Below are 26,271 nucleotides of genomic sequence, written 5' to 3' on the forward strand. Positions count from 1 at the left end.
ACAAAGCAGTCTGGACTCGGAACCGTTTTGGACAAGCTGCGCCAGGCTGGATGCCTGAAGGTTCGATTCCCCAACCGGACCGTTCCCGGCTGGATGGACGTGGTGATGCTGAACACCGGCGGCGGTGTTGCCGGCGGGGATCGGCTGGACCTGGCGTTTGGCGTGGCGGCGGGTGGCCGGATGACGATCGCGGCGCAGGCGGCGGAGCGGTTCTACCGCGCGCTGGCGGCGGATGCGCCGTCCAGGGTGCGGACCCGATTGACGGTAGAAGCAGGGGCATTTGTAGAGTGGCTGCCGCAGGAAACGATTCTGTTCGACCGCTTCGCGCTGGACCGGCGGTTGGAAGTCGATCTGGCGGCGGATGCTTGTTTTCTCGGTGTCGAAACGACGGTGTTCGGCCGTACCGCTATGGGGGAACGGGTGCGGGACGGCTGGTTGCGGGATCTGATTCGCGTGCGGTATGGTGGGGCTTTGCTGCTGCACGACGCAATCCGGCTGGATGGCGATATTGATGGCGCGCTGCGCCGGCCGGCAATAGGTGGCGGGGCGTGTGTAATTGCGACGCTGGTATACGTGGCGCCGGATGCCTCGGATCGGTTGGATGCCGTGCGAAAGGCACTGGCGTCTGCCGAGGCTGGGGCGAGTGTGTGGAATGGGATGCTGGTGGCACGCGTCCTGGGCGCCGACAATGCCGCCGTGCGACGGACCGTCGTCGCCGCGCTGACGACCCTGCGGAAGGATCGTCCTCTGCCGCGCGTCTGGCTGTGTTGATGAGGTTGTCGGAATGCACCTGACTCCGCGCGAGAAAGACAAGTTGCTGATCTCCATGGCCGCCATGGTAGCCAGGCGGCGGCTGGAGCGCGGCGTGAAGCTGAACCACCCGGAGGCGGTGGCGCTGGTCACGGATTTCGTCGTGGAGGGCGCCCGTGATGGGCGGAGCGTTGCCGAGCTGATGGAAGCGGGCGCGAAGGTGCTGACCCGCGACCAAGTGATGCCGGGCGTCTCGGAGATGATCCAAGACGTGCAGGTGGAGGCAACGTTTCCGGATGGGACGAAGCTGGTCACCGTGCATGAGCCGATACGATAGGGAGCGCACAGATGATCCCTGGTGAATTGCTCCCTGAACCTGGCGATATCGAGTTGAACGCCGGCTTGTCGCGTTCCGTGCTGACGGTGACCAACACCGGTGACCGGCCGATCCAGGTCGGCAGCCATTATCATTTCGCCGAGGTGAATCCGGCGCTGTCGTTCGATCGCGATATCGCCAAGGGGCAGCGGCTGGATATCGCTGCCGGCACCGCGGTGCGGTTCGAGCCAGGGCAGTCAAGGGACGTGACGCTGGTGCCATATCGTGGCACCCGGACAGTGTATGGATTTCGCGGCAATGTCATGGGAGCGCTGGATTGATGGCTCATTTGACCCGCGCTGCCTATGCCGACATGTTTGGTCCCACGACGGGCGATCGCGTGCGGCTGGCCGATACCGATCTGATCGTGGAGGTGGAGAAGGATTTCACCATCTACGGTGAGGAGGTGAAGTTCGGCGGCGGCAAGGTGATCCGTGACGGAATGGGGCAGTCGCAATATTCGCAGGCGCAGGGCGCGGTGGATACGGTCATTACCAATGCGCTCATCATCGATCATTGGGGGATCGTCAAGGCGGATGTGGCGCTGCTGAACGGCCGGGTCGCCAGTATCGGCAAGGCCGGCAATCCCGATGTACAGCCCGGTGTCGACATCATCATCGGGCCGGGCACCGAGGTCATCGCGGGAGAAGGAAAAATCCTGACGGCGGGCGGAATCGACGCCCATATTCATTTCATCTGTCCGCAGCAGGTGGATGAAGCAATCGCGGCGGGCATCACCACGCTGGTGGGCGGCGGGACGGGACCCGCGACCGGAACGGCGGCGACCACATGCACGCCAGGGCCCTGGCACCTCGCACGCATGCTGCAGGCGGCGGAAGGGCTGCCGGTGAACCTGGCGTTCGCGGGCAAGGGCAACGCATCGCAGCCTCAGGCTTTGGAGGAGATGCTGCGGGCCGGGGCTTCATGCATGAAACTGCATGAAGATTGGGGCACGACGCCGGCGGCGATCGACAATTGCCTGTCGGTGGCAGATCGTTTCGATGTCCAGGTGATGATTCATACGGATACGCTGAATGAATCAGGTTTCGTGGAAAATACCATCGCTGCATTCAAGGGACGCACGATCCATGCGTTCCATACCGAGGGCGCTGGCGGCGGCCATGCCCCCGATATCATCAAGGTGGCCGGATTGCCGAATGTACTGCCCAGTTCGACCAATCCAACGCGGCCTTACACGGTGAACACGCTTGATGAGCATCTGGACATGCTGATGGTTTGCCATCACCTGGACAGCTCCATTCCGGAAGACTTGGCGTTCGCGGAAAGCCGAATCCGCAAGGAAACCATCGCGGCCGAGGACATCCTGCACGATCTGGGGGCGCTGTCGATGATGTCGTCTGACAGCCAGGCGATGGGGCGGGTGGGAGAGGTGATCATCCGTACGTGGCAGACCGCGCACAAGATGAAGACGCAGCGGGGTTCATTGCCTGGCGATCCTGAACGGAACGATAATATCCGGGTCAGGCGCTACATTGCAAAGTATACGATCAACCCGGCGATCGCGCAGGGATTTGCGCATGAGATCGGGTCGATCGAAGCAGGTAAGCTGGCGGACCTGGTTCTGTGGTCCCCGGCGTTTTTTGGAGTCAAACCCGATCTGGTGATCAAGGGCGGGTCGATCGTCTGTGCGCCGATGGGTGATCCAAATGCATCCATCCCCACGCCGCAGCCGGTACATTACCGGCCTATGTTCGGCGCGTTCGGCCGAGCGGTGGCAGCCAACTGCATCACGTTTGTTTCGGGTGCGGCGATGGAGGCCGGGATTGGCAAGGCGCTGGGCTTGGAACGGCGGTTGGCGGCAGTATCGAACACGCGGAGTGGAATCGGCAAGAAGGCAATGGTCCACAACGATGCGTTGCCGATGATTGAAGTCGATGCGGAAACCTATGAAGTGCGCGCCGACGGTATTCTGTTGACATGTGAGCCGGCGACCATTTTGCCGATGGCTCAGCGGTATTTCCTGTTCTGATGCTCGTCGAGACCATTCTCCCCGCGGGAAGTTGGGATGCGGCTCGTGAAGTCGACCGCGTGCTGATCGATTATGACCGGCGCTTCCGGCGTCGAATCGTTCTGGTAACCATCCTCGGGGCGGAGGTGCTGATTGATCTGCCGCAAGCGGTACGGTTGCGCGATGGGGACGGACTGGTGGTGCCAGCCGGCGTGGTCAGGGTCTGTGCGCAGGCGGAGGACCTGATGGAGATCCATGCGCACGGGGACGGGGACATGGTCCGGATCGTCTGGCATCTGGGGAACCGCCATCTGCCAGTGCAGTTGCTGGGCGATCGCATCCGCATCAGAGCCGATCACGTGATCGGCGAAATGGTCGAGGGGCTGGGCGGGCATGTCGAGCTGATCAAGGCTCCGTTCGACCCGGAGGCGGGGGCGTATGCCGGCGGTGGCCATCACCATCACCATGATGACGATGACCACCAGCACTGACCACCGATCCCTGCTGACGCTGCTGACGTGGCTGTCGCCCGTGCTGCCGACTGGTGCGTTCGCGTACTCGCATGGGTTGGAATGGGCCGTCGAAGCGGGCGACATATCGGATGGCGGCAGCCTGCTGAACTGGCTGACCGATGTATTGACGCTTGGGGCCGGCCGGTCGGATACGATCCTGTTGCGGCATGCGCATCGGGCGGCAGGGGATCTGGCGCTCTTGCGGGAAATTGTCGCCCTCGCGGCGGCATCGGCGCCGACGCGGGAACGGCGTGATGAGGCGTTGAACCAGGGGCGAGCATTCCAACTGGCGGTGGCGCCTTGGCTATCGATCGCATTGCCGGAGGATGCACCTTATGCGGTCGCGGTTGGCGCGATGGCGGCGGCGCGTGGTGTCGCGGAGGATGATACGGCCGTCGCCTATGGGCAGGCCTTCGCGACGAATTTGATTTCGGCGGCTGTCCGGCTGGTACCGCTGGGGCAGACCGCGGGTCTGCGGGTTCTGGCGGCGCTGGAACCGGTCATCCTGGCGACGGCAGCCGCGGCGGCTGATGCCACGCTCGATGATATCGGTGGCTGCGCTTTTCGATCCGATCTGGCCGCCATGCGGCATGAAACGCAATATACAAGGTTGTTTCGTTCATGACGACTTCCCCGAACGGCCCCCTGCGGGTTGGCATCGGCGGTCCGGTCGGTACCGGCAAGACCGCGCTGATGGATGCACTGTGCAAGATCTTCCGGGATCGCTATGATATTGCGGCGATTACGAATGATATCTACACCAAGGAAGACGCCGCGTTCCTGACCCGGGCGGGATCATTGCCTGTCGAGCGTATCATAGGCATCGAGACCGGAGGTTGCCCGCATACTGCGATCCGGGAAGATGCCTCGATCAATCTAGCGGGCGTGGCGGATTTGCGGAAGCGGTTTCCGGCGCTGGATCTGATCCTGATCGAATCGGGCGGCGACAACCTGGCGGCGACATTCAGTCCCGAGTTGGCGGATTTGACGATCTATGTGATCGACGTTTCGGCAGGCGACAAAATCCCGCGCAAGGGCGGGCCGGGTATCATGCGCAGCGATCTGCTGGTGATCAACAAGATCGATCTCGCGCCCTATGTCGGGGCCAGCCTGGACGTCATGGATCGGGACGCGAAGAAGATGCGAGGCGGCCGGCCGTTTGTGTTTGCCAACGTTCGCGCCGGCCAGGGTGTCGCCGACATCGCTGCCTTCATCGAAAAGCAAGGCGGCCTGCTGCCAGCCTGACCATAGCGTCAGCGTTGCCGGACACCGGCGGTGCAGCGGGCAATCACCTTACAACCTTGCGTTGCTGGCGCGATCGGTCATTCTTGCATGTCCAACCGCGGAGGCGTCGGCATGAGCACCCCCATTGCCCATCAGATTTACAGCTTCAGCCAGGTGGCGGAGATGTTCGCCTTCCCCGACAACACGGGCGCAGGCCAGATCGTAGGGGTTCTTGGCTGGGGCTCCAAGGGATCGATCGGGATCGATGTGAGCGAGCGCCCGAATGTCGAGATCATCCTCATCGGCGACCAGACGAACGGGACCGTGTCCAACGAGTTGATGATGGACACGGGGATTCTGAAAAACTTCGTGCCCGATGCCGTGATCAAGCTCTACCTGGCGATCAGCGACGAGGCGGGGATTGTCGAGGCCGTCCAGCGAGCGACGACCGAATGCAATGTCACCACATGCAGTTTCGGCCATCCCTACCAGAGTTGGGATGCGGGCACGATCGAGGCGGTCGATGCCGCGCTGGAAAAGGCACTCGCAACGGGGGTCACGCCATGCTTCGCCTCGGGTGATTTCGGGGCCAGCCGGGTGGCCTACCCAGCATCGAGCCCCTATGCGCTGGCGGTCGGCGGCGTCTTCGTGCCGACCAACATCGATCCCACCAACAGCACGGCGCAGGTATGGTGGAACACCATCGAGAGGAAGGGCTCGCTGGTGTGGATGGCATCGGGCGGCGGGGTGAATACCACGTACGAGAACGCGGTCCCCGGCTGGCAGACCAGCCTGATGCCTGTCATGAACACGGATGGTACGGCGCTGACCGGGCGCGCAATCCCTGACGTTGCCGGATTCGGCCAGGGGCTCACCAGCTGCGAGGGCACCAGCGCATGCTCACCACTCTGGGCTTCGCTGATCGCGCGGATCAACTGCGAGCTCGGCTACAATCCGCAGACTACACCAGTAGGGGTGGGCGCGGTGATCCACCGCGTGATCTACGACACGTCGTCCAGTCACGGTGCGTTCACCGACATCATCAAGGGGAACAACATTCCGCCCGGGGCGGGCCAAGTGGGATATGAAGCCCATGCGGGTTGGGATGCCTGCACCGGCTGGGGCACACCGATCGGCACCACGCTTGCGCAGGCGCTGCAGAACGCCCTCGCGTCCACGCGAACCTAGGACCTGAAGGATCGGGCCGACCCACCAGCGCTATGCGCGCCTCCTGACCGCCGGCCGCAGGCGCTCGTGCTCTGTCGCGGCGGGATCAGGACGCATCCAGGCGGATGATCCCTGACCGCGGCGAGGCCGCATGCTCCTTCAGTACGGCGTCCGTGCCGGGATCGACTTCCTTCATCAGGACTTCGTAACCCCATAGATCAGCCAGATGCTGCAGGACGAGCCGGGTGTCCTTCTCGTCCAACAACACCTTGTTCAGCGCGCGGTGATGCAGGATCAGTTTACGGTCGCCGGCCAAGTCGACATCGACCACCTGGATATCCGGCGCGAACCACGACACGTCATAGTGCTTGGCCAGGGCCTGCTTGATCTTGCGATAGCCACGTTCGTCGTGGATCGCCTCGACGCGCAGATTCGGCTCTGCCGAGTCATCATTGACGTGGAATAGGCCGAACTGCCGGACCAGATGCGGGCTCAGATACTGCAGCACGAAGCTTTCGTCGCGATAGTTTGCCCAGACATCGCGCAGCACCGCCATGTAATCCTGCTCCCCGGCGATGTGGGGGAACCATTGCCGGTCCTCCTCGGTCGGCTGCAGGCAAATCCGCTCGATATCCTGCATCATGGCGAAGCCGAGGGCGTAGGGATTCATCCCGGAATAGCGCGGATCGTCGAAACCAGGCTGGAATACGACGTTGGTGTGCGACTTCAGGAACTCGACCATCGCACCGTCGGTCAGCAGACCCTTCTCGTGCAACCGGTTCATGATTTTATAGTGGCAGTAGGTTGCGCACCCCTCGTTCATCACCTTGGTCTGCGTCTGCGGATAGAAATACTGCGCGATGATGCGAACGATCCGCAGGATCTCACGCTGCCATGGGGCCAGGCGCGGCGCCGTCTTCTCCAGGAAGTACAGGACGTTTTCCTGCGGCAGCTGCAGCAGTGCGCGGCGACGTTCTTCGGCAGTGGGATCGCTGCGCACATTCTCCTTGCCTGGCACCGTGCGCCACAGATCGTTGAATACCTGCTCGTCGTGCAGGCGACGCTCCCGTTCCCGCTTTTCCTCGGTGCGCAGATCGTTGGTACGCTTGCGCGGGTACTTGTGCACGGCATGGCTCATCAGCGCATGAGCGGCGTCCAGCAACCGCTCCACATTCGCTTCGCCGTAGCGCTCCTCGCATGACATGATGTAGTCGCGGGCGAACTCGAGGTAATCCAGGATGCCGTCGGCATCCGTCCACTGTTTGAAGACGTAGTTGTTTTTGAAGAAATGATTGTGCCCGAACGCCGCGTGCGCGATGACCAGCGTCTGCATCGTGGCGGTGTTTTCCTCCATGATGTAGCTGATGCAGGGATTGGAATTGATGACAATCTCATAGGCTAGGCCCTGCATGCCGGCTCGATACATTGCCTCATTCCGAGCGAACTGCTTCCCGAACGACCAGTGCCTGTAAAATAGCGGCATGCCGATCGAGGAATAGGCATCCAGCATCTGCTCCGTCCCGATCACCTCGATCTGGTTCGGATAGATATCCAGCCCCATCTCTCCCAAGGCGATCTTCGCGATTTCATCGTGCGACCGCTGGATCGTCTCGAAGCTCCAGTCGGCGCTTTCGAACAGCGGCCGTTCGGCCCGTTCCAGGGTGATGCTCATGCGGGTGTAGCCTCCGACCCGGTCTTTTTCGCGAAGAGTTCCCGGAACACCGGATAGATGTCACGACGGTGCCCGACTTTCCGCATGGCCATCGGCGCGCCTGCCTTGATGATGGCCGAATAGGTCTGCCACAGGTCACTGTCACGGCGGATGAAGCCGGGCGGGAAGTGTTCCGAATCCCGTCCCACCTCCAGATAGGCGTAATACTGGCAGGCGGGCAGGATCACCCTGGTCAGCAAGGCCGCGGTTTTATCATTGTCGCTGGCGGTGTTGTCGCCATCCGAGGCCTGGGCAGCGTAGATATTCCAGCTATCGGGGCTGTAGCGTTCATCGATGACGCGCTGCATCTCCTCGAGCGCGGTGGACACCACGGTGCCACCGGTTTCCGGGCTGTGGAAGAACGTGTCCTCATCCACCTCGGATGCCTGGTGGGTATGGCGGATGAAAACCACGTCGACGTTCTTGTACCGGCGTTTCAGGAAGATGTACAGCAACACGTAGAACCGCTTGGCGAGGTCCTTCATATGCTCCGTCATCGAGCCGGAGACGTCCATCAGGCAGAACATCACCGCCTGGGCAACCGGCCGGGGCATCGGATCGAAGCGCTTGTAGCGGACATCGATCGGGTCGATATACGGGATCAGGCCGGTCCGCCGCTCCTTCCGCCGCAACTCCAGCTCCAGCTCCAGCGCGCCGGCTTCGTCACCGCTTTCCTTCAGGGCCGCGATCGCGTCACGCAGCGCTTGCAATTCATGCGGCTTGGGCCGCCGCAGCGCGATGCGCCGGGACAGCGAATTCCGCACCGTGCGGTTCAACGCCAGGTTAGCCGGCGAGCCGCTGACCGAATAGCCAGCGCGGTGCCAGGTCGGCGCCTCGGCATTCACCACGCGGCGCTTCGCCAGGTCGGGCAGTTCCAGATCTTCCAGGAACAGGTCGACAAACTCGTCACGGGACAGGGCGAAGCGAAAATCATCCTCCCCTTCCCCATCCGGGCTGCCTTCGCTGCCACTGCCCCCGCCACCGCTGGGTGGACGTTGGATCGTATCGCCTGCGATGTACTCCTTGTTTCCCGGCAGCAGATGGTCACGGACGCCTCCCGACCCGCTGCGCCGGAACGTCGGCTCATGGACGCCCTGTGCCGGCAACACAACCTCCCCGCCATCATCGGCGTCACGGATGCTGCGGTTGCCGGCGCTTTCGTGCACCGCCTTGCGGATTTGCGCCTTGGCCCGGCGCATGAAGCGCTGGCGATTCGCCAGGTTCTTGCCACTGGGATTGAGGCGGCGGTCAACAATATGCATGTTCGCCTGTCACACCTTCCCTGGTGAGGGCCGGGTTCATCACCCGGCCTGCTTCACCCGCATATACCACTCAACGAGCCGTCGGACTTGCCGTTCCGTGTACCCGCGGGCGGTCATGCGCTCTACGAAGTCGTTGTGTTTCTTTTCTGTCTCACTGTCCTTCTTGGAGCCGAAGCTGATCACTGGCAGCAGCTCCTCGACCTGGCTGAACATCCGCCGCTCGATGACGTCGCGGATCTTCTCGTAGCTGGTCCAGGACGGGTTCTTGCCGTTGTTGTTGGCACGAGCCCGCAGACAGAACTTCACCACCTCATTGCGGAAATCCTTGGGATTGGCGATGCCGGCCGGCTTTTCGATCTTCGTCAGCTCCTGGTTCAGCAGCTCACGGTTGAGCAACTGGCCGGTATCCGCGTCCTTGAAGTCGATATCTTCGATCCACGCATCGGCATAGGAGACATAGCGGTCGAATAAATTCTGGCCGTAGTCGTGATACGATTCCAGGTATGCCTTCTGGATTTCATTGCCGATGAACTCCGCATAGCGTGGCGCGAGCTCGCCCTTGATGAACTCCAGGTAACGCTTCTCGGTCTCCTGCGGCATCTGCTCACGGCGGATTGCCTGTTCCAGCACATACATCAGATGCACCGGATCGGCGGCAATCTCGGTCGTATCGTGGTTGAACGTCGCCGCCAGCACCTTGAAGGCGAAGCGGGTGGACGCGCCGTCCATGCCCTCCTCGACGCCGGCCGTGTCCTTATATTCCTGCAGGGAGCGGGCTCGCGGATCGGTCTCCTTTAGGCTTTCGCCGTCGTAGACCCGCATCTTCGCGAACAGCGTCGAATTCTCGTGCCGCTTCAGGCGGGTCAGCACCGAAAAGCGGGCGAGCATTTCCAGCGTCGCCGGAGCGCACGGTGCGTCGGCCAGCTCCGATCGCAAGACCAGCTTCTCGTAGATCCGCTGCTCCTCGGTCACGCGCAGGCAGTATGGCACCTTGATGACGTAGATACGGTCGATGAAGGCTTCGTTGTTCTTGTTGTTCTTGAAACTCTGCCACTCCGACTCGTTCGAATGGGCCATGATGATGCCCTGGAACGGGATCGCGCCGATGTTCTCGGTGCCTATGTAGTTGCCCTCCTGCGTTGCGGTCAGCAACGGATGCAGCATCTTGATCGGCGCCTTGAACATCTCGACGAATTCCAGCATGCCCTGGTTCGCGCGATTCAGGCCGCCGGAATAGCTGTAGGCGTCCGGGTCATTCTGCGCATGCATTTCCAGCTTGCGTATGTCGACCTTACCCACCAGCGAGGAGATGTCCTGGTTGTTCTCATCGCCTGGCTCGGTCTTGGCGATGGCAACCTGTCGCAGCCGAGACGGCATCAGCTTCTGCACACGGAAGCGTGAGATGTCGCCATCGAACTCGTCCAGGCGCTTGATGCACCATGGGCTCATGAGGCCGGTCAGCCGCCTGCGCGGGATGCCGTAGCGGTCTTCCAGCAGACCGCCCATCCTGTCGGGGTCGAACAAGCCCAGCGGACTCTCAAAGACCGGGCTGAGCTCATCGCCCGCCTTCAGAACATAGATGGGATGCTGCTCCATCAGTGCCTTCAGCCGTTCGGCCAGGGACGATTTGCCGCCGCCGACCGGGCCGAGCAGATAGATGATCTGCTTGCGCTCCTCCAGCCCCTGCGCGGCATGGCGCAGGAAGCCTACGATGCGCTCGATCGTCTCCTCCATGCCATAGAACTCGCTGAACGCCGGGTAGACGCGGATGGTGCGGTTCATAAAGATCCGCCCCATCCGGGCATCCTTCGCCGTGTCCACCATTTCCGGCTCACCGATCGCGGCCAGCAACCGCTCCTGCGCCGTGGCGTACATCAGCGGGTTGTCGCGGCATCCTTCCAAATATTCCGCCAACGACATTTCGGCTTCGCGCGTATGCTCATAGCTGCGCGAGAAAACCGAGAAGATATCATCGACCGTCTGCATCGGCCGCTCCATTGCTAAGGGTGATACGAGCGTTCGCTGTCATCTGGGTGTTGCAATGCAAGATGGGTGCAAACGTCGTGAATGGGGGAGGTTGCACGCAAATATGTTGAGAGTGTGTGGTCATCGGGGAGTCGATCGCTGACTATTGTGCTGCTGTCCGATGCACGGACGGTTTCGGTGTAAAGGGAAGCTCCCTTGCGGCGGGTTGGTACAGGTTCCGCGGCACGGGTCGGAGGCCAGGAACCTTGCTGCCGCCCCGCGCGCATGGCAGGCGGCGGCCTTGACCGCCCGGCGCCGTCGCACAGCCCACCGTCCGGCTAGCAGCCGCGCTCGGATAGCGGCTGGCACGTCGGCTGCCTGGCCATGGCAGCCTGCACCTGATCTCGGAACTGTGAGAGCCGCGGCACTGTGTTTCAAGAAGATTCGCGACAGAGCGCTGAATTCTTCTGCGGGTGGATTGGTCCCGATGGACAGGCGGACCCTCCAGATACCGCCCGTGTCCGGCTGATGAACGGGTACCGATGGCAGTCAGGGTCACGATATCCCCCTCGACATGGAAGCCCGATCACAGCCGAACCGTCGCCAGAGATACCTTGATATCATTAACAATCCGTTAACGTCCCCCGTGTGAGGTCTCAGTTCGTTGTTCATTCCCGGCTAGGCTACACCTCGCCCACGCGTGCCCGCGATCAAATTTTCAATTTGTGCTGGCCGGCGGCACGCCGTGCCGTTTCCGAAGGCAGGTGATGCCGCAATGGCCCCGGACATGGAGCCGCCAGCGTCCGCCCAAGCGTCTGCCGCAGCCAAACAAGCTTTTGGAGCAAAGAGATACAGCCAGCGGACGGAGCGCAGGACATGGCCTGCCGGCGACATCCGGGGCGCGGATTTGCGCCCGTTCAACAAGCCGCGAATCGCCACGAATCCGCATGCCGGGACACTATCCCGTCGGCTCGTTCAGTCGCCGCATCACAGCCTCTATGTCCGACTCGGATATTTCCGACTCGGGCGGCATCGACTCCGTCAGGCTACGCAGCAGTGCCACGGTACGCCGCATCTGATCGAAATAAGCGCGGCAGGCAGCACAGGCCCGTAGATGCGTCCATGCCAGGACCCGCCGATGCCACGGCATTGCCCGATCCAGATAATCCGTCGCCAGCTCCGCCATGTCACGACAGTTCGGCACGCACCGGCCTCCCATTCTCCTTCGGGCGCCTCCGCCCTTGCGTGCGCCCCCCAGACAGCCCGCTGTTGCGGCGCGACTCGGTGACGGATCAGCCAAAGACGCCCGAACGGATCGGCCACGATGGGACCGGTCATGATGGGACCGGTCATGATGGGATCGGCCACGATGGGACCGAAAGACGCGCCTTTGATCAGTGACGACCGAACCGTGCCGCCGTTACACTCGCGCGGCCACTATGAACCCAACCTTGTGCACGCAGGAAGCACTGGTGGACGGCACCCTGGAATGCACCGGGGGAAAGGAACCGCATGCAGCCGATCGAGTTCGACAGCCCCGCCTTCCTGGCCCGCCTGCGCCAGGGCGACCATGCCGCCTATCGCGCTCTGGTCCGCCGCTACCATCGATCGCTGACGACGGTGGCACAGTCCATCATCGGCAGTCGGGCGCAGGCCGAGGAAATCGTGCAGGATGCCTGGCTGGCGGTATTCCGCGGCATCGACCGGTTCGAGGGACGGTCGAGCCTGGCGACCTGGTTGTTCACCATCGTCCTGAACCGCGCGCGAACCCGCGTGACGAAGGAGGTTCGCCTGGTCTCGCTGCCCACGCAGGAGGATCGGGTCGAGGAGCGGTCCGTCCCGCTTTCGGCGTTCCAGCCGGATGGGCACTGGGCGGCGGCACCGCGCCTGTGGGACGATATTGATCCCGAACGGATCGTCGGCGGCATGCAGATCTGGCAATATGTGCAAATCCAGATCGAGAAACTGCCGCCGGGCCAGCGCGCGGTGCTGGTTCTGCGCGACATGGAAGGCCAAACCGCCGAGGATGCCTGCCGCTTGCTCAACATCACGTCAGAAAATCAGCGTGTGCTGCTGCATCGGGCACGGACCCGGATTCGGGATGCGGTCGACGCGCTGACCCGCGCGCCGGTCCCGCTAGCACGTGGCACCGCGCCGCACGCCGCCGCGCGCAGCCGGCGCATGACCCGGCTGGCGATGACATGTCTGGCGATCGGGTTCCTGGACATGCCGCGGTTCCCGGCCGAGCGGCTGACCGCGGCGTTCCAGGCCTGGACGCTGACGGCCGCGCGGCAACTTCCGGCCTGCGCGTGATGACCAACCCTGGTCCGCGTTGGGCCGGCCTGGACCTCGCCACGCCGCGCGTGATGGGAATCCTGAACGTCACACCCGACAGCTTCAGCGATGGCGGCCGGCACGGTGCGACCGACGCGGCGATCACGGCCGGCTTCAAGATGGTCGAAGAGGGTGCGGATATCGTCGACGTCGGCGGCGAAAGCACGCGCCCCGGCGCCGATCCGATACCGCCGGAGGCCGAACAGGCCCGCATCCTGCCGGTCATCCGGGAACTGGCCGCGGGTTCGGTGCTGGTATCGGTGGATACGCGTCACGCCGCCACGATGGCGGCGGCGCTGGACGCCGGGGCGGCGATCGTGAACGACGTCTCCGGCCTGGCGCACGACCCGGATGCCGCCGCGGTCGTCGCCTCGCATGACTGTCCGGTGGTGATCATGCACATGCGCGGCACGCCAGCGACGATGAACGCCCTGGCCGAGTACCGGGATGTAGTCGCCGAGGTGCGCGCGGAGCTCCGGGCACGGCTGAATGCCGCGATGGCGGCGGGCATCCGGGCGGAGCGCATCATGGTCGATCCCGGCCTGGGCTTCGCCAAGACGGCGGAGCAGTCTGTCGCGCTGCTGCGCGACCTGCGCGCCGCCGTCCCGCCCGCGCTGCCGATTCTGGTCGGGCTGTCCCGCAAGCGCTTCATCGGCATGCTTTCGGCCGAGGCACGGGCCGACCGGCGTCTCGGCGGGTCGCTGGCTGCGGGATTGTTCGCCTTGTCGCGCGGCGCGTCCGTGCTGCGCGTCCACGACGTACGAGAGACGGTCCAGGGTGTTCGAGTTTGGCACGCTTTATCAATGTGATACACGGTTCCGCTTCCCTGTCTGCTCGCATTCCGTTAGACGCCGTGTGCACAATCAAGGCACCCCGCGCGTGAGCAGACAGGCGGCGAACGGCGTTTATCCGGCGTGACGAGAGTGGCGGCATGAGGCAGGCGAGACGGCTATTCGGCACCGACGGCATTCGCGGCACGGCGAACGCGGAACCGATGACCGCCGGAATCGCCCTGCGCCTGGGTCAGGCGGCCGGCCTGATGTTCACCCGCGGGGAGCATCGACACCGCGTCGTCATCGGCAAGGACACCAGGCTGTCCGGATACATGCTGGAGCCAGCCTTGACCGCCGGCTTCATCGGCGCCGGCATGGATGTGACCTTGCTGGGTCCATTGCCGACACCGGCGGTGGCGATGCTGACCCGCTCCCTGCGCGCCGATCTGGGGGTGATGATCTCCGCTTCCCACAACCCGTTCGAGGATAACGGCATCAAGCTGTTCGGCCCGGACGGCACCAAGCTGTCCGACCAGAAGGAACTGGAGATCGAGGCGCTGATGGACGCCGGTTTCGCCGACCGTCTCGCAGCCCCCGACAAGCTGGGCCGTGCCTCTCGCCTGGATGACGCGCCCGGCCGCTATATCGAGGTTGCAAAGGCCAGTTTTCCGCGCGGCCTGCGGCTGGATGGGCTGCGTATCGTCGTCGATTGCGCCAATGGCGCCGCCTACAAGGTCGCACCGTCGGTGTTGTGGGAACTGGGAGCCACCGTGATCGCGGTCGGCGTGAACCCGGACGGGTTCAACATCAACCGCGATTGCGGGTCCACCGTGCCATCCTTCATCTGCCAGCAGGTGGTGGAACATAATGCGCATCTGGGCATCGCGCTGGACGGCGATGCCGACCGCCTGCTGCTGGCGGATGAGACGGGTGAACTGATCGACGGCGACCAGATCCTGGCGCTGATCGCCAAGTCCTGGCACGCCGCCGGTACCCTGGAAGGCGGCGGCCTCGTTGCCACCGTGATGTCGAACCTGGGGCTGGAACGCTATATTGGCGGGCTTGGTCTGACCTTGCACAGGACGCCGGTCGGCGACCGCTATGTAGCGGAGCATATGCGCGCCACCGGCATCAACGTCGGCGGCGAACAATCCGGGCACGTCATCCTGTCCGATTTCGCCACCACCGGCGACGGATTGCTTGCCGCGCTGCAGGTGCTGGCGGTTCTGGTGCAGCAGGACAAATCCGCCTCGGAGGCCTGCCGGATCTTCGAGCGCCTGCCGCAGAAGCTGAAGAACGTGCGCTTCAGCGGCGTATCGCCGTTGCGCGACAGCAGGGTGGATGAGGCCATAAAGGGGGCCGAGGCACGGCTGCGCGGCACCGGCCGCGTACTGATCCGTCCCAGCGGGACAGAACCGCTGATCCGCGTGATGGCGGAAGGAGAGAACAGCACGCTGGTGACCGACGTGGTGGATTCGCTGTGCGAGGTGATTGCCGAGGTTGCCCGCACGAAGAAATCGGCGGCCTAGTTCATGCAAGGCCGCGTCCTCATCATCGCCGGATCGGATTCCGGCGGCGGCGCCGGGATCCAGGCCGATATAAAGACCGTTACCGCGTTGAACGGCTTCGCGATGACGGCGATCACCGCGCTGACGGCACAAAACACGCAAGGCGTGCAGGGCGTGCTGGCGATCCCACCGGCCTTCATCCGTCAGCAGATCGACGTGGTGATGCAGGACATCGGCGCAGACGCGATCAAGATCGGTATGCTGGGCGACAGCGCCACCATCGACGTCGTGGCCGAGGCCATCGTCGACCACGCGCCGACCGTGCCGGTTGTGCTGGATCCGGTGATGGTGGCCAAGGGCGGCCAGCACCTGCTGGCCGACGAGGCCGTGGCGGAACTGCGCCTGCGCCTGCTGCCGCTGGCGACGGTGATCACGCCCAACCTGCCTGAAGCGGAGGCGCTCACCGGCCTTCCCGCCATTGAGACCGAGCCACAGATGCGGCATGCCGCCACGACCCTGCTGGCCCTCGGCGCTCGGGCCGTGCTGCTGAAGGGCGGGCACTTGCCGTCCGATACGGTCACCGACCTGCTGGCCACCCGGCAGGGAACGGCCAGCTTCACCGCCCCGCGCATTCACACACGGCACACGCACGGCACGGGCTGCACGCTGGCGTCGGCGGTTGCCGCTGGTCTGGCGCAAGGCATGAGCCTGCATGATGCCGTGGCGCGGGCGCGGACCTATGTGCGCCGAGCGATCGCCGCTGCGCCGGGCTTCGGTCATGGCCACGGGCCGCTTGATCACGCGGTGACGTTCGATTCCGCCCGCCTTGAGGAATGACCGGTTCCGCAGCGACGACAGCCAGCCCGACAAATGACATAGGCTTAACGACAACGGCGCTTCCCGGCCCAGGTACGACTGTGTAACAATAAGAATTATTGTGGGAGCACCAAGAATGAGTGACTGGCTGAAAACGGTTACGACACGGCGACAGATTGGTGAACGGCTGAAGACGGGCCTGGGCGCGGGCGTGCTGCTGGCGGCGTCATCCAAGCTGGCGACCCCGGCGCTGGCGGCAGACCTGCCCGGCGTGACTGCGACGGAGCTCAAGATCGGCAATACGAATGCCTATAGCGGGCCGGCATCGTCCTATGGCGTGATCGCCAAGACGGAAGCTGCCTTCTTCAAGATGGTGAATGACCAGGGCGGGGTTGGCGGACGCAAGATCAACTTCATCTCCTACGATGACGGCTACAGCCCACCGAAGACGGTGGAGCAGGTGCGCCGCCTGATTGAGGTGGACCAGGTCGCCCTGCTGTTCAACACGCTTGGCACACCGACCAACACCGCGATCCAGCGCTATGTGAACCAGAAGAAGGTGCCGCATCTGCTGATATCGACCGGCGCGGACAAATGGGGCGACTACAAGCACTTCCCCTGGACGATGGGGTATCAGCCCAGCTACCGGACCGAGGCGCAGATCTACACGAAATACATGCTGTCACAGAACCCCAGCCCGAAAATGGCGATTCTCTATCAGAACGACGATTTCGGTAAGGACTATCCGGCCGGCGTGAAGGATATCCTGGGTGACAGATATGACAAGATCGTCGCCAAGGAAGTAACATACGAAACGACAGACCCGACGGTCGACAGCCAGCTCGCGACCCTGCAGTCTTCGGGCGCCGAGTATCTGCTGGTCGCGGCGACGCCGAAATTCGCCGCCCAGGCCATCAGGAAGGTGCACGACCTGGGCTGGAAGCCGACATTCTTCCTGACCAACGTATCGATCTCCGTCGGATCCGTCATGACACCGGCGGGGCCCGAGAACGGCATCGGGATCATTTCCACTGGCTATATGAAGGACCCGACCGATCCGGCGTTCAAGGAAGACAAGGGCATGAACGAATGGCGCGCGTTCATGACGAAATACATGCCGGACGCGGACCTCACGGACGGGAACTATTCGTTCGCCTATGGCGTCAGCATGGTGATGCTGCAGATCCTGAAGCAGTGCGGCGGCGACTTCTCACGGGACAACATCATGCACCAGGCGACGAACCTGCATGACCCGTATGATCCGATCCTGCTGCCGGGGATCAAAATAAACACCAGCCCCAGCAACTATCACCCGATCCGGGCAATGCAGCTTCAACGCTGGAACGGCAAGACGTGGGAACGCTTCGGTGAGGTGATCGAGGGCGCGACGATCTAAAGCATGATAGGGTCAGGCTGACCCTATCATGCTTTATCAACCCTTTGCTTCAAGGGCGCGATTCACGCCTTCCAACCGCCGGCTTCAGGCGATCGCGCTCTAAGCAGCCACGTCTCCGGTGACCCCTGCCAGCCGGCGGGGGCCACCTGGCGTACTTCACCTGGCGTACTGCGGGTCGCAGCAGACCATGACACCATTTTCCGGTCATTGCCGGCGCCGCGGCCGATGATTTTACCATCTTTCGACGTACAGCCGGCCGAGTGGGCTTGTCCTGTTCGCGACCCCGAGGCCACTTGACGTCTCCCGGTTTGCCGACTGTGCGCAAGGCGGAATGGGTCACCGCTCGATATTGAGCTGACCGTCCGGCATCCGTCATGATGGGCGAGGAGACATCGCCCACCGTAACGGGAACAAGCCGCGGGGTCAGTTCAGCCGAAGATCGAGCAGATGCTTCGGATCGGGTGCCAAAATCCCCTTCTCCACCCGCTTCACGATATCGGTCAGTGCCGCGTTGGCGGGGGTCGGCAGCCCGATCTCCTCGCCTTTACGGAAGATCAGGCCGTTCAGGAACTCGATCTCGGTGCGGCGACCCTTCACCATGTCCTGGCCCATCGACGGCCGATGCTCACCGCCGCCGGCCTTGTTTACCTCGGCAAGCCGATGCTCGTCATAGTCGCGTCCCGCAGCCGGATCACCTTCACCGGCGCGCGCGATCACCTCGGGATCGATATGATGAATGTCCTCCAGTTCATAGCCCAGGGCCTGGCCGACACGAATCGCCTCCGACCCCAGCCGCGCACCGAAATGACGCAGGGTGTCGTTGCGCAGGATGTCCTTGCTGATCAGGCCGGTGCAGGCCGACATGCCGTTGGCCATGGCATTGGTGACCAGCTTTGACCAACGCTCTCCCCACAGATTTGACGTCACCAGCGCCGAATCCGCCAAGGCGACCAAGCGGCGGATCTCCTCCACCCGTTCGGTGACGCGGCCATGCACTTCGCCAGTGCGGAACACCGTGTGCTTCTCGCCGCTTTTTCCAGCGGCGCGTCGGACGTGCCCGGGTTCGCACAGATCGACGGTGATCGAACTGGCGATGCAGCCGACTACCTTGCCCCAGCCAACGACGCCGGCGATGGTTTCCTCATTCATGCAGTTCTGCAACGACACGACGAATCCGTTCGGCGACAGATACTGTGCGATCATCGTCGTCGCCCATTCGGTATCGTAGGACTTCATGCAAACGAATGCGATGTCGAAGGGTTGTTCCTTCGACACGTGCTGCAATTCCGTCAAGTGTAGTGCGCGAACCGGCGTCGACCATTCCGGCACGTCGCGGATATGGGACACTTTCAGCCCCTTGGCCTTCATGGTCTCGACATTCTCGGGCCAGGGATCGATGAAGGTCACATCCTCCCCCGCCCGCGCCATATGGGCCCCGGCATAGGCGCCGACAGCCCCCGTGCCCATGATCGCGATTCTGTAGCCCATTGTTCCCGGTCCCTTCGCGGTGCTTATGCGGGCGCAGTCTGCCGCGTCGCGCGAGAAACGCAATCGGGCACCCTCTTGTAGCTGCCATGGTGTCGGCGCCGGCGTCGACGCCCGTGGGCAAACAGCCAATCACTACCGGATGTCCATCACCTTGCAATCATGGATGGACCGGTCCGTGCCACCTTCGCGGCAAGCAGCCGGCCGCCGGATGGCTAAGGCATGACAGGGTCAGCTTGGCCCTTGATTTATAAGAGCGCGATTCACGCCTTCCAACCGCCGGCTTCAGGCGATCGCGCTCTTGCCGTGTCCGCCCTCCAGATAGGCGGCCCGAATCTCCGGTCGTGACAGCAGGTCCCTGCCCGACCCGGCCATGGTGATCATGCCGTTCACCAGCACATAGCCGCGATGGGCCAGGCGCAGCGCCTGATAGGCATTTTGTTCCACCAGCAGCACGGTCAGGCCGGCGTCGCGGTTCAGGTCGCGGATGGCGCCGAAGATCTGCCGCACCACCAGCGGCGCCAGACCCAGCGACGGCTCATCCAGCAGCAGCAGCCGGGGCCGTGACATCAGCGCGCGGCCGATCGCCAGCATCTGTTGCTCCCCACCCGACAACGTGCCGCCGCGCTGGTCCATACGTTCCTTCAGCCGGGGGAACAGGGCGAACACCTGATCCAGCAGGTCGGGGATATTGATTTGTCCGGATACATCAGCGCCCATCAGCAGGTTTTCGTACACGGTCATGCGCGAGAAGATGCGTCGTCCTTCCGGCGCCTGGGCGATACCGCGCCGCATGATCCGGTACGTCGGCATCTTCGTAATGTCTTGCCCCTCATGCTCAATCCGGCCGGACCGGGCACGCGGATTGCCGCAGATCGTCATCATCAGGGTGGATTTGCCGGCACCGTTGGCCCCGATCAGGGCAACGATCTCCCCCTTCTCCACCGTCAGGTCGATACCGCGCAGCGCCTGGATCGCCCCATAGAAGGCGGTGACACCAGACAGCGACAGAACGGTACTCACGCCGGCGCCTCATCTTCCTCGCCTTCGCCCAGATAGGCGGCAATCACGGCCGGGTCGGTCCGCACCGCCTGCGGCGTGTCGTCGCTGATCTTCTGGCCATGATCCAGCACGACGATATGGTCGGAGATACGCATCACCACGCCCATGTCGTGCTCGATCAGCAACAATGAGCAGCCATCGGCCCGGATTCGCAGCAGGAGTTGGTTCAGCTCGTCCGATTCCCGGGGATTGAGCCCCGCCGCCGGCTCATCCAGGCACAGCATCACCGGATCGGTGCACATGGCCCGGGCGATCTCCAACCGGCGCTGCGCGCCGTAGGCCAGCGCCCCGGCTGGATCGTCGGCTCTGGCCGTCAGGCCAATCGCGTCCAGCCAGCGCCGCGCCTTGTCGATGGCCTCGGCCTGGGCGGCGCGATAGCGGCCGATGCCGAAGATGGCGAGCACTCCCAGCCCGGTCGCGCCCATCAGCGTATTGTGTTGCGCGACGAGCAGGTTCTCCAGCACCGTCATGCCGGCGAACAGACGGATATTCTGAAAGGTTCGGGCCACGCGCGCCACCGCGGCGATGCGATGGCCCGGCATCCGGTTCAAGGCGAAAGACCGCCCGTCCGCATGGGTCAGCGTGATGGTGCCCTGTGTCGGTCTGTAGAAGCCGGTGACGCAGTTGAAGACAGTGGTCTTACCGGCGCCGTTGGGCCCTATCACCGCGGTGATATCGCCAGCCTTCGCCTCGAAGGACAGGTCGTCGACGGCCCTCAGGCCGCCGAACCGCATGGTAAGGCCATTGACCGACAGCATCGGTCAGCCACGTCCTTCGGCGACCAGTTCCGCCGCAATCTCCCGCCGCTCTCCCAGCGCAACGGTGGGCGTTCGGCCGGATATCAGGCCGCGTGGCCGCAGCACCATCATGATGACCAGCGCCAGGCCGAAGATCAGCATCCGATACAGCGGCAACTCGCCGGCGATCCCCGCGAGGACGCTGCTGTGCATCTGGTCGCCCAGATCGCTCAGCACGCCGCGCAGCAGTTCCAGCCCGCCGATCATCACCAGTGCCGCCAGCGCGACACCCAGCTGGCTGCCCAACCCGCCCAGGACCACGATCGCCAGCACCGTGGCGGATTCAATGAAAGTGAAGCTTTCGGGGCTGATGAACGCCTGGCGCGTGGCAAAAAAGGCGCCGGCGAAGCCGCCGAACAGCGCGCCGGTGGCGAAGGCGGCCAATTTGGTCCGGGTGACATTGATACCGAGGGACCGACAGGCCACCTCATCCTCCCGCAGAGCCTCCCACGCCCTGCCCAACGGCAGGCGCCGCACGCGCAGGGTCACCCAGTTGGTCAGCAGCGCCAGAATCAGGATGACATAGTACAGGAAGATCACCCGATGGATCGTCTGCGGCTCGATCCCGAAAAAGCCGGCGATGGTCCCCTCGCCGCCATCCATGCTGAATGTCAGGCCGAACAAGGTTGGCCGCGGAATACCGGAGATGCCGTTCGGGCCGTTGGTCAGGGAGACCCAGTTGGTCAGGACGATGCGAATGATCTCCCCGAAAGCCAGGGTGACGATGGCCAGGTAGTCGCCGCGCAGCCGCAGGACCGGAAAGCCGAGGATGATGCCCCACAGAGCGGCCAGAATCCCGGCCAAGGGCAGGCAGGTCCAGAACCCCAGGCCGAAATCCTGCGCGATCAGTGCATAGGAATAGGCACCGACCGCGTAGAAGGCGACGTAACCCAGGTCCAGCAATCCAGCGAGCCCGACCACGATGTTCAGGCCCCAGCCCAGCATCACATAGGTCAATACCAGCGTGCCGAGGTCGATGTAATACCGGGACCCGCTGAACGGCAGGACAACGGCCAGCAACAGCAGTACAGGCGCGATGAACCGGCCGGCGCGGGTCACCGCCTCGGCCAGCGCCCGGTTGGTCTTTACGATCTCCCGCCTTGAATGGCGCTGTCGCCAGGTCAGGTAGATCAGCCGCCCGAAGAACACCATGCCAACCAGGATGGATGTCGCAATGGAGCGAAACCGCAGTGTCAGGCCAGAGGCTGTGGGGGCCGTGACCAGGCCGACGATCGGCACGAACAAACCCAGCGCGACCAGGGCTGACAGGAAGGCGTCGCGCAGCGGCTTCATACCTTCTCGACCTCGGCCCTGCCCAGAATGCCGGTGGGCATGAAGATCAGCACCACGATCAAGATCGAGAACGCTGCCACGTCCTTGTATTCGACGCTGAAATAGGCGGACCAGAACACCTCGATCAGGCCGATCAGCAGGCCGCCCAGCACCGCGCCCGGCAGGCTGCCGATGCCGCCGAGCACCGCCGCCGTAAAGGCTTTGATGCCGGCAATGAAGCCAATGTAGAAATCGATGACGCCATAGTACAGCAGGAACATGAAGCCGGCGACGGCCGCCAGCGCGGCGCCGATCACGAACGTGAGGCTGATCGTGCGGTCGGTGTCGATGCCCAGCAGGCTGGCCATCTTCAGGTCCTGCTCACAGGCCCGCATCGTACGGCCCAGCGGCGTTCGCGTCACCAGCCACGTGAAGATGCTCAGGACCAGCAGAGTCACGACCACGATGCTGACCTGCATCCAGGATAGCTGCACGGCGAAACCGCCCTGGTCCATCAGCTGGATACCGCCCGGCAGCACCGCCTGCAGCGGCTTCACCCGCGCGCCCTGGCTGACCTGCACGTAGTTCTGCAAGGTGATCGACATGCCGATCGCGCTGATCAGCGGGGCCAGGCGAAACGATCCGCGCAACGGACGATAGGCGACCCGCTCCACTGTCCAGCCGTACAGCGCGGCTATGGCGGCGGCGAAGATCAAGGTCAGTGCCAGAGCGATCGGCACCGCCGTGATGCCCAGCATGCCCAGTCCGGTCAGGGCAATGAGAGACAGGAAGGCACCCACCATGAACACATCGCCATGGGCGAAATTGATCATGCCGATGATGCCGTAAACCATCGTATAGCCGACCGCGATCAGGCCGTAGATCATGCCCAGCGTGACGCCATTGATCAGTTGCTGAAGCGCGTAGGCCAAACGTCAATCCGACTCGTGGTTTCGCGCAATGCAACCATGCAATCCGCGTATAGCGCAAGAATGCTCCCGCACCGGACTCGCGGTTCAGGGACGAAAATGCGGCATCACATCCCGACAAAGCAGGTGAAGCGATGTCAGCACGCGGTCGGCTGGAATCCGCATGCCGCAGTTCAGCTCCGCCAAAATCCCGGACAAGCCAAGCTCGCGTTGTAGTTCCCCCAGCCGATCCACCACCATGGCGGGAGTGCCGACGACGATCTTGGAGCGCAATGCCTCGTCGTAGTCGATGCTCAGCAGCCTGGCGCCTCGTTCCGCTCGGTTCTCGATCGCCCGAGCACCTTCCTGACGGGCTGAATCCTCGATGCGCTGGCCGAGATAGCGGTAGAAATACATGATGGATTCGCGCGGCTCCTCGCGCGCCTGGCGTTCGGTGGCGGCGAGGTAGACAGGCACGCGCAGATAGACCTTGCCGCCGCCGGGATGGCCGGCGGCTTTCCAAGCCTCACGATAGACCCGCAGGTTCGGCACCAGTTCATTCAGGTCACCCAGGCGGGTGGCGACGAAGATCGGCATCCCCTGCTCACCGCTTTGCTGAAACGTGTCGGGGCTGTTGACCGCCAACCGCAGTTCCGGATACGGGCGCTGCAGCGGCTTCGGAACCAGGCAGACATTTTCGAAGTTGTAGAACTGGCCGTGGAACGAAAAACGCTCCTGCGTCCAGGCGCGCTTGATGATCTCCAGCACCTCTACCATGCGCTCACGGCTTTCAGCGTAGGAAATGCCATAGGCTTGGTAGGTGCGGGGAAAGCCGCTGCGACCGACGCCGAAGATCAACCGTCCGCCGGAAATGTGATCGACGGTGGCGGCCTCCTCGGCGATGCGCAGCGGATGGCAAAGGGGCAGCACCTGCACGGCGATGCCGATCTTCATGCGGCGCGTGCGGGTGGCGATGGCGGAGGCGATGGCGAGCGGCGCGGCCAGGACAGAGCGTTCGGGGGCGTTGTGAAGTTCCGCCAGCCACATGACATCCAGCCCGGCGGCCTCGGCGGCATCCACCTGCGCGAAGGATTCCGCGAAGGCCTCGGCCTCGGTCTGGCCTTCACGCCGCTGAAATTCGTGGAACATCCCGAATTCCATGGTCTCGCTCCCTGTCTTTCAGGAACCGTCTGCCTGTTTTTGGGGAATGGCAAGAGCCACACTTGCAACGTACTCGCGCATGGACACGTCGCAGGTCACATTGACGACCCGACCCCCGGGTCCACGCATTGCCAGCGATGCACCCTTGTGAAAGGCCGGGTCAGGCAAGCCGGCCAACCCTTCGGCCGTCCCTCCGGCAACCGGGGGGCAGCGAAGGCGTTCGCTACATCCTCCAGACCGCGGAAGCGTAGAGCTCCGCCGGAAAATCCGCTGGCGGGGTTGCCTCGAAGCGCGCCGCATGGACGCTCAGATCGGCCAGGAACAGGTCCCGGCTGATCCGTGCGGCGACCACTGGAATGTCGCGCCGCATGCTGGGTACGTCCCCTATCGGCAATCCGAAGCTGACGAAGCCCGCCGGATTGTGGACATGGATATCGCGCAGATAAGGCGCCTCCCCCACAATCTTTTCCTGATATTCATGCGCTTCACCAAGATAGGGGTGGCTGCCCAGGAAGGAATCCGCCTCTTGCGGGGGCGGCGAATAGCGGTCTTTCCACAGCAGAATCCTGTCGGAAAACGCAGCCAGTTCCGGCCGTGCCGACGGATCGACGAAATAGCCCGTGCCGGCGATGACGTAATCGAAGCGGAACGTCCGGTCCGCCACATGGGCGACGACCTGCGACCGGTCCGCATAGGCATCCCGCCACGGCGAGGAGAGATGGAGATGGAACTGCGGAAAGGCGACCGCGCGCTGCACCGCGTCGATGGTCGGCGTGGACCCGGCCTGGCGAAACCGGAATGCCTGCCGCCAGCGAACGGCGTCGGGTAACTGCCGATAATTGTCGTACGCACCAGCATAGCCGCGAACGCGGGCGACCGGTATCGAGGCGATCGTCGACCTACGGGCAAACAGGTGAACGGCGGAAGCGCCGTGTTCCAGCGCGACGCCCGCGGCATCGAATGCCGCCGCCGCTGCCCCGACGACCGCGACGGTCTTGCCTCTCAGGCGGTCGAAGTCGATCGCGTCCTGGGTGTGCGATACCTTGTCCCGCGGCAACCCGGCGAGGATCGGCGGGAGGTAGGCGCCCCCGTTTCCGGTAAAGCCGGTGGCGAGAACGATCTTGCGTGTCGTTTCAATGCGCGGCTGTCCCCGCGTGTCAAGATGCAGGCGAAAGAATCCGTCCGCCGGTTCGATTCGCAGAAGACGCGTCTGGTATTGCACGGGGATGTTCAGGAACCGCCGGTACCAGCTTAGGTACTCGGCCCAGAGCATGCGGGGTATCCGATCGATAGCGGCATAGGCTTCGGCCCCGTGCCGAGCTTCATACCAGGCCTGGAAGCTCAGTGTGGGAATACCCAGTTCAGGGCCCACCAGCGTTTTCGGGGTACGCAGCAGGTTCATGCGGGCTGCCGTCAGCCAGATGCCGGCATGTTTCTCATCGGGCGCCGCGTCGATCACCGACACTTTGCCCACGCCGGCGCGGCGAAGCGCAAAGCTCAAGGCACATCCCGTCTGACCGCCCCCGACGATGACCACGTTATGATCCACACCTGGCCGGTCTGGGATCCAATTGGGCGGATCAGCGCCCAGAAGTCGCAGGGTCGCTCGTGCGAGCCGATCCGGGTCATCGGTCTGGCTCATGATGGCATCTCTCATGATGGGATCTCTTCAGGCAGCGCGGATAGTCGCGTTGATTGGGAAGGCGGCGCATCAGGCTGTCAGCCACCGAGCGTATAGCCAGAGGGACTGGTCTGCCACCTCCACCTCCGACGCGACGACCGGTCGGGTTCGGCATCGTCGCACCTATGTCGTAATACGACAT

General features: G+C 63.4%; 24 protein-coding genes. 13 read left to right on the forward strand and 11 right to left on the reverse strand.

Annotation, left to right across the window (positions count from 1 at the left end):
• Positions 1-27: 27 nt before the first annotated feature.
• The 8 genes from VHC04_RS02510 (at position 28) to VHC04_RS02545 (ending at position 6,019) form a co-directional block, all read left to right on the forward strand.
• Positions 28-771: an urease accessory protein UreD gene (locus VHC04_RS02510; protein WP_325677600.1), complete on the forward strand. Its 744-nt coding sequence runs from the start codon at positions 28-30 to the stop codon at positions 769-771.
• Positions 772-784: 13 nt separating this feature from the next.
• Entirely contained in the window at positions 785-1,087 is a 303-nt protein-coding gene (locus VHC04_RS02515) for an urease subunit gamma (protein ID WP_325677602.1), read from the forward strand.
• A gap of 11 nt (positions 1,088-1,098) precedes the next feature.
• Positions 1,099-1,407, forward strand: a complete 309-nt coding sequence (locus VHC04_RS02520) for an urease subunit beta (RefSeq protein ID WP_325677604.1) — start codon at positions 1,099-1,101, stop codon at positions 1,405-1,407.
• Positions 1,407-3,116, forward strand: coding sequence for an urease subunit alpha (ureC, locus tag VHC04_RS02525; protein WP_325677606.1), 1,710 nt, complete (start codon positions 1,407-1,409; stop codon positions 3,114-3,116). The genes VHC04_RS02520 and ureC overlap by 1 nt, the downstream gene beginning before the upstream one ends.
• Positions 3,116-3,586, forward strand: coding sequence for an urease accessory protein UreE (locus VHC04_RS23030; protein ID WP_408903770.1), 471 nt, complete (start codon positions 3,116-3,118; stop codon positions 3,584-3,586). The genes ureC and VHC04_RS23030 overlap by 1 nt, the downstream gene beginning before the upstream one ends.
• Entirely contained in the window at positions 3,570-4,232 is a 663-nt protein-coding gene (locus VHC04_RS02535; RefSeq protein WP_325677610.1) for an urease accessory protein UreF, read from the forward strand. The genes VHC04_RS23030 and VHC04_RS02535 overlap by 17 nt, the downstream gene beginning before the upstream one ends.
• Positions 4,229-4,852 (forward strand): urease accessory protein UreG, encoded by a 624-nt coding sequence (gene ureG / locus VHC04_RS02540; protein ID WP_325677612.1) that lies wholly within the window; start codon positions 4,229-4,231, stop codon positions 4,850-4,852. Before VHC04_RS02535 ends, ureG begins: the two co-directional genes overlap by 4 nt.
• Before the next feature lie 111 nt (positions 4,853-4,963).
• Positions 4,964-6,019, forward strand: a complete 1,056-nt coding sequence (locus VHC04_RS02545) for a S8 family serine peptidase (protein WP_325677614.1) — start codon at positions 4,964-4,966, stop codon at positions 6,017-6,019.
• 85 nt (positions 6,020-6,104) lie between these two features.
• On the opposite strand, the gene VHC04_RS02550 is transcribed toward VHC04_RS02545, so the two are convergent.
• The 4 genes from VHC04_RS02550 to VHC04_RS02565 form a co-directional block, all read right to left on the reverse strand.
• Positions 6,105-7,670: a SpoVR family protein gene (locus tag VHC04_RS02550; protein WP_325677618.1), complete on the reverse strand. Its 1,566-nt coding sequence runs from the start codon at positions 7,668-7,670 to the stop codon at positions 6,105-6,107.
• The gene (locus VHC04_RS02555) at positions 7,667-8,971 is read right to left on the reverse strand and encodes a YeaH/YhbH family protein (protein ID WP_325677620.1); all 1,305 of its coding nucleotides are present in this window, start codon (positions 8,969-8,971) and stop codon (positions 7,667-7,669) included. Before VHC04_RS02555 ends, VHC04_RS02550 begins: the two co-directional genes overlap by 4 nt.
• A gap of 39 nt (positions 8,972-9,010) precedes the next feature.
• Complete coding sequence (locus VHC04_RS02560; protein WP_325677622.1) at positions 9,011-10,957, reverse strand: PrkA family serine protein kinase; 1,947 nt, start codon at positions 10,955-10,957, stop codon at positions 9,011-9,013.
• Positions 10,958-11,894: 937 nt separating this feature from the next.
• Positions 11,895-12,140 (reverse strand): anti-sigma factor family protein, encoded by a 246-nt coding sequence (locus VHC04_RS02565; protein WP_325677624.1) that lies wholly within the window; start codon positions 12,138-12,140, stop codon positions 11,895-11,897.
• A gap of 308 nt (positions 12,141-12,448) precedes the next feature.
• On the opposite strand from VHC04_RS02565, the gene VHC04_RS02570 reads away from it, so the two are divergent.
• The 5 genes from VHC04_RS02570 to VHC04_RS02590 all read left to right on the forward strand — a co-directional run bounded on the left by VHC04_RS02570 (position 12,449) and on the right by VHC04_RS02590 (position 17,763).
• Positions 12,449-13,249, forward strand: coding sequence for an RNA polymerase sigma factor (locus VHC04_RS02570; RefSeq protein WP_325677626.1), 801 nt, complete (start codon positions 12,449-12,451; stop codon positions 13,247-13,249).
• Positions 13,249-14,079: a dihydropteroate synthase gene (gene folP / locus VHC04_RS02575; RefSeq protein ID WP_325677628.1), complete on the forward strand. Its 831-nt coding sequence runs from the start codon at positions 13,249-13,251 to the stop codon at positions 14,077-14,079. Before VHC04_RS02570 ends, folP begins: the two co-directional genes overlap by 1 nt.
• 122 nt (positions 14,080-14,201) lie before the next feature.
• Positions 14,202-15,572: a phosphoglucosamine mutase gene (glmM, locus tag VHC04_RS02580; protein WP_325677630.1), complete on the forward strand. Its 1,371-nt coding sequence runs from the start codon at positions 14,202-14,204 to the stop codon at positions 15,570-15,572.
• Positions 15,573-15,575: 3 nt separating this feature from the next.
• Complete coding sequence (thiD, locus tag VHC04_RS02585) at positions 15,576-16,388, forward strand: bifunctional hydroxymethylpyrimidine kinase/phosphomethylpyrimidine kinase (protein WP_325677632.1); 813 nt, start codon at positions 15,576-15,578, stop codon at positions 16,386-16,388.
• A 115-nt stretch (positions 16,389-16,503) separates the two neighbouring features.
• Positions 16,504-17,763 carry an ABC transporter substrate-binding protein gene (locus VHC04_RS02590; protein WP_325677635.1) on the forward strand — a complete coding sequence of 420 codons (1,260 nt, stop codon included), beginning with the start codon at positions 16,504-16,506 and terminating at the stop codon, positions 17,761-17,763.
• A 423-nt stretch (positions 17,764-18,186) separates the two neighbouring features.
• Here the strand turns inward: VHC04_RS02590 and VHC04_RS02595 are convergent, their stop codons facing one another.
• The 7 genes from VHC04_RS02595 to VHC04_RS02625 all read right to left on the reverse strand — a co-directional run bounded on the left by VHC04_RS02595 (position 18,187) and on the right by VHC04_RS02625 (position 26,105).
• On the reverse strand, positions 18,187-19,251 hold the full coding sequence (locus tag VHC04_RS02595) for a ketopantoate reductase family protein (RefSeq protein WP_325677637.1): 1,065 nt from the start codon (positions 19,249-19,251) through the stop codon (positions 18,187-18,189).
• Positions 19,252-19,533: 282 nt separating this feature from the next.
• Positions 19,534-20,271 (reverse strand): ABC transporter ATP-binding protein, encoded by a 738-nt coding sequence (locus VHC04_RS02600; protein ID WP_325677639.1) that lies wholly within the window; start codon positions 20,269-20,271, stop codon positions 19,534-19,536.
• The gene (locus VHC04_RS02605) at positions 20,268-21,068 is read right to left on the reverse strand and encodes an ABC transporter ATP-binding protein (protein WP_325677641.1); all 801 of its coding nucleotides are present in this window, start codon (positions 21,066-21,068) and stop codon (positions 20,268-20,270) included. The genes VHC04_RS02600 and VHC04_RS02605 overlap by 4 nt, the downstream gene beginning before the upstream one ends.
• 3 nt (positions 21,069-21,071) lie before the next feature.
• On the reverse strand, positions 21,072-22,400 hold the full coding sequence (gene livM / locus VHC04_RS02610; RefSeq protein WP_325677643.1) for a high-affinity branched-chain amino acid ABC transporter permease LivM: 1,329 nt from the start codon (positions 22,398-22,400) through the stop codon (positions 21,072-21,074).
• On the reverse strand, positions 22,397-23,311 hold the full coding sequence (locus tag VHC04_RS02615) for an ABC transporter permease subunit (protein WP_325677645.1): 915 nt from the start codon (positions 23,309-23,311) through the stop codon (positions 22,397-22,399). Before VHC04_RS02615 ends, livM begins: the two co-directional genes overlap by 4 nt.
• Positions 23,312-23,395: 84 nt before the next feature.
• A complete protein-coding gene (locus tag VHC04_RS02620) occupies positions 23,396-24,448 on the reverse strand; it encodes an LLM class flavin-dependent oxidoreductase (protein WP_325677647.1) in 1,053 nt (350 codons plus the stop codon).
• Positions 24,449-24,671: 223 nt separating this feature from the next.
• Positions 24,672-26,105, reverse strand: coding sequence for an FAD-dependent oxidoreductase (locus VHC04_RS02625; protein WP_325677648.1), 1,434 nt, complete (start codon positions 26,103-26,105; stop codon positions 24,672-24,674).
• Positions 26,106-26,271: the final 166 nt, after the last annotated feature.

This window comes from Rhodopila sp. (assembly GCF_035548095.1).
GTDB lineage: Bacteria > Pseudomonadota > Alphaproteobacteria > Acetobacterales > Acetobacteraceae > Rhodopila.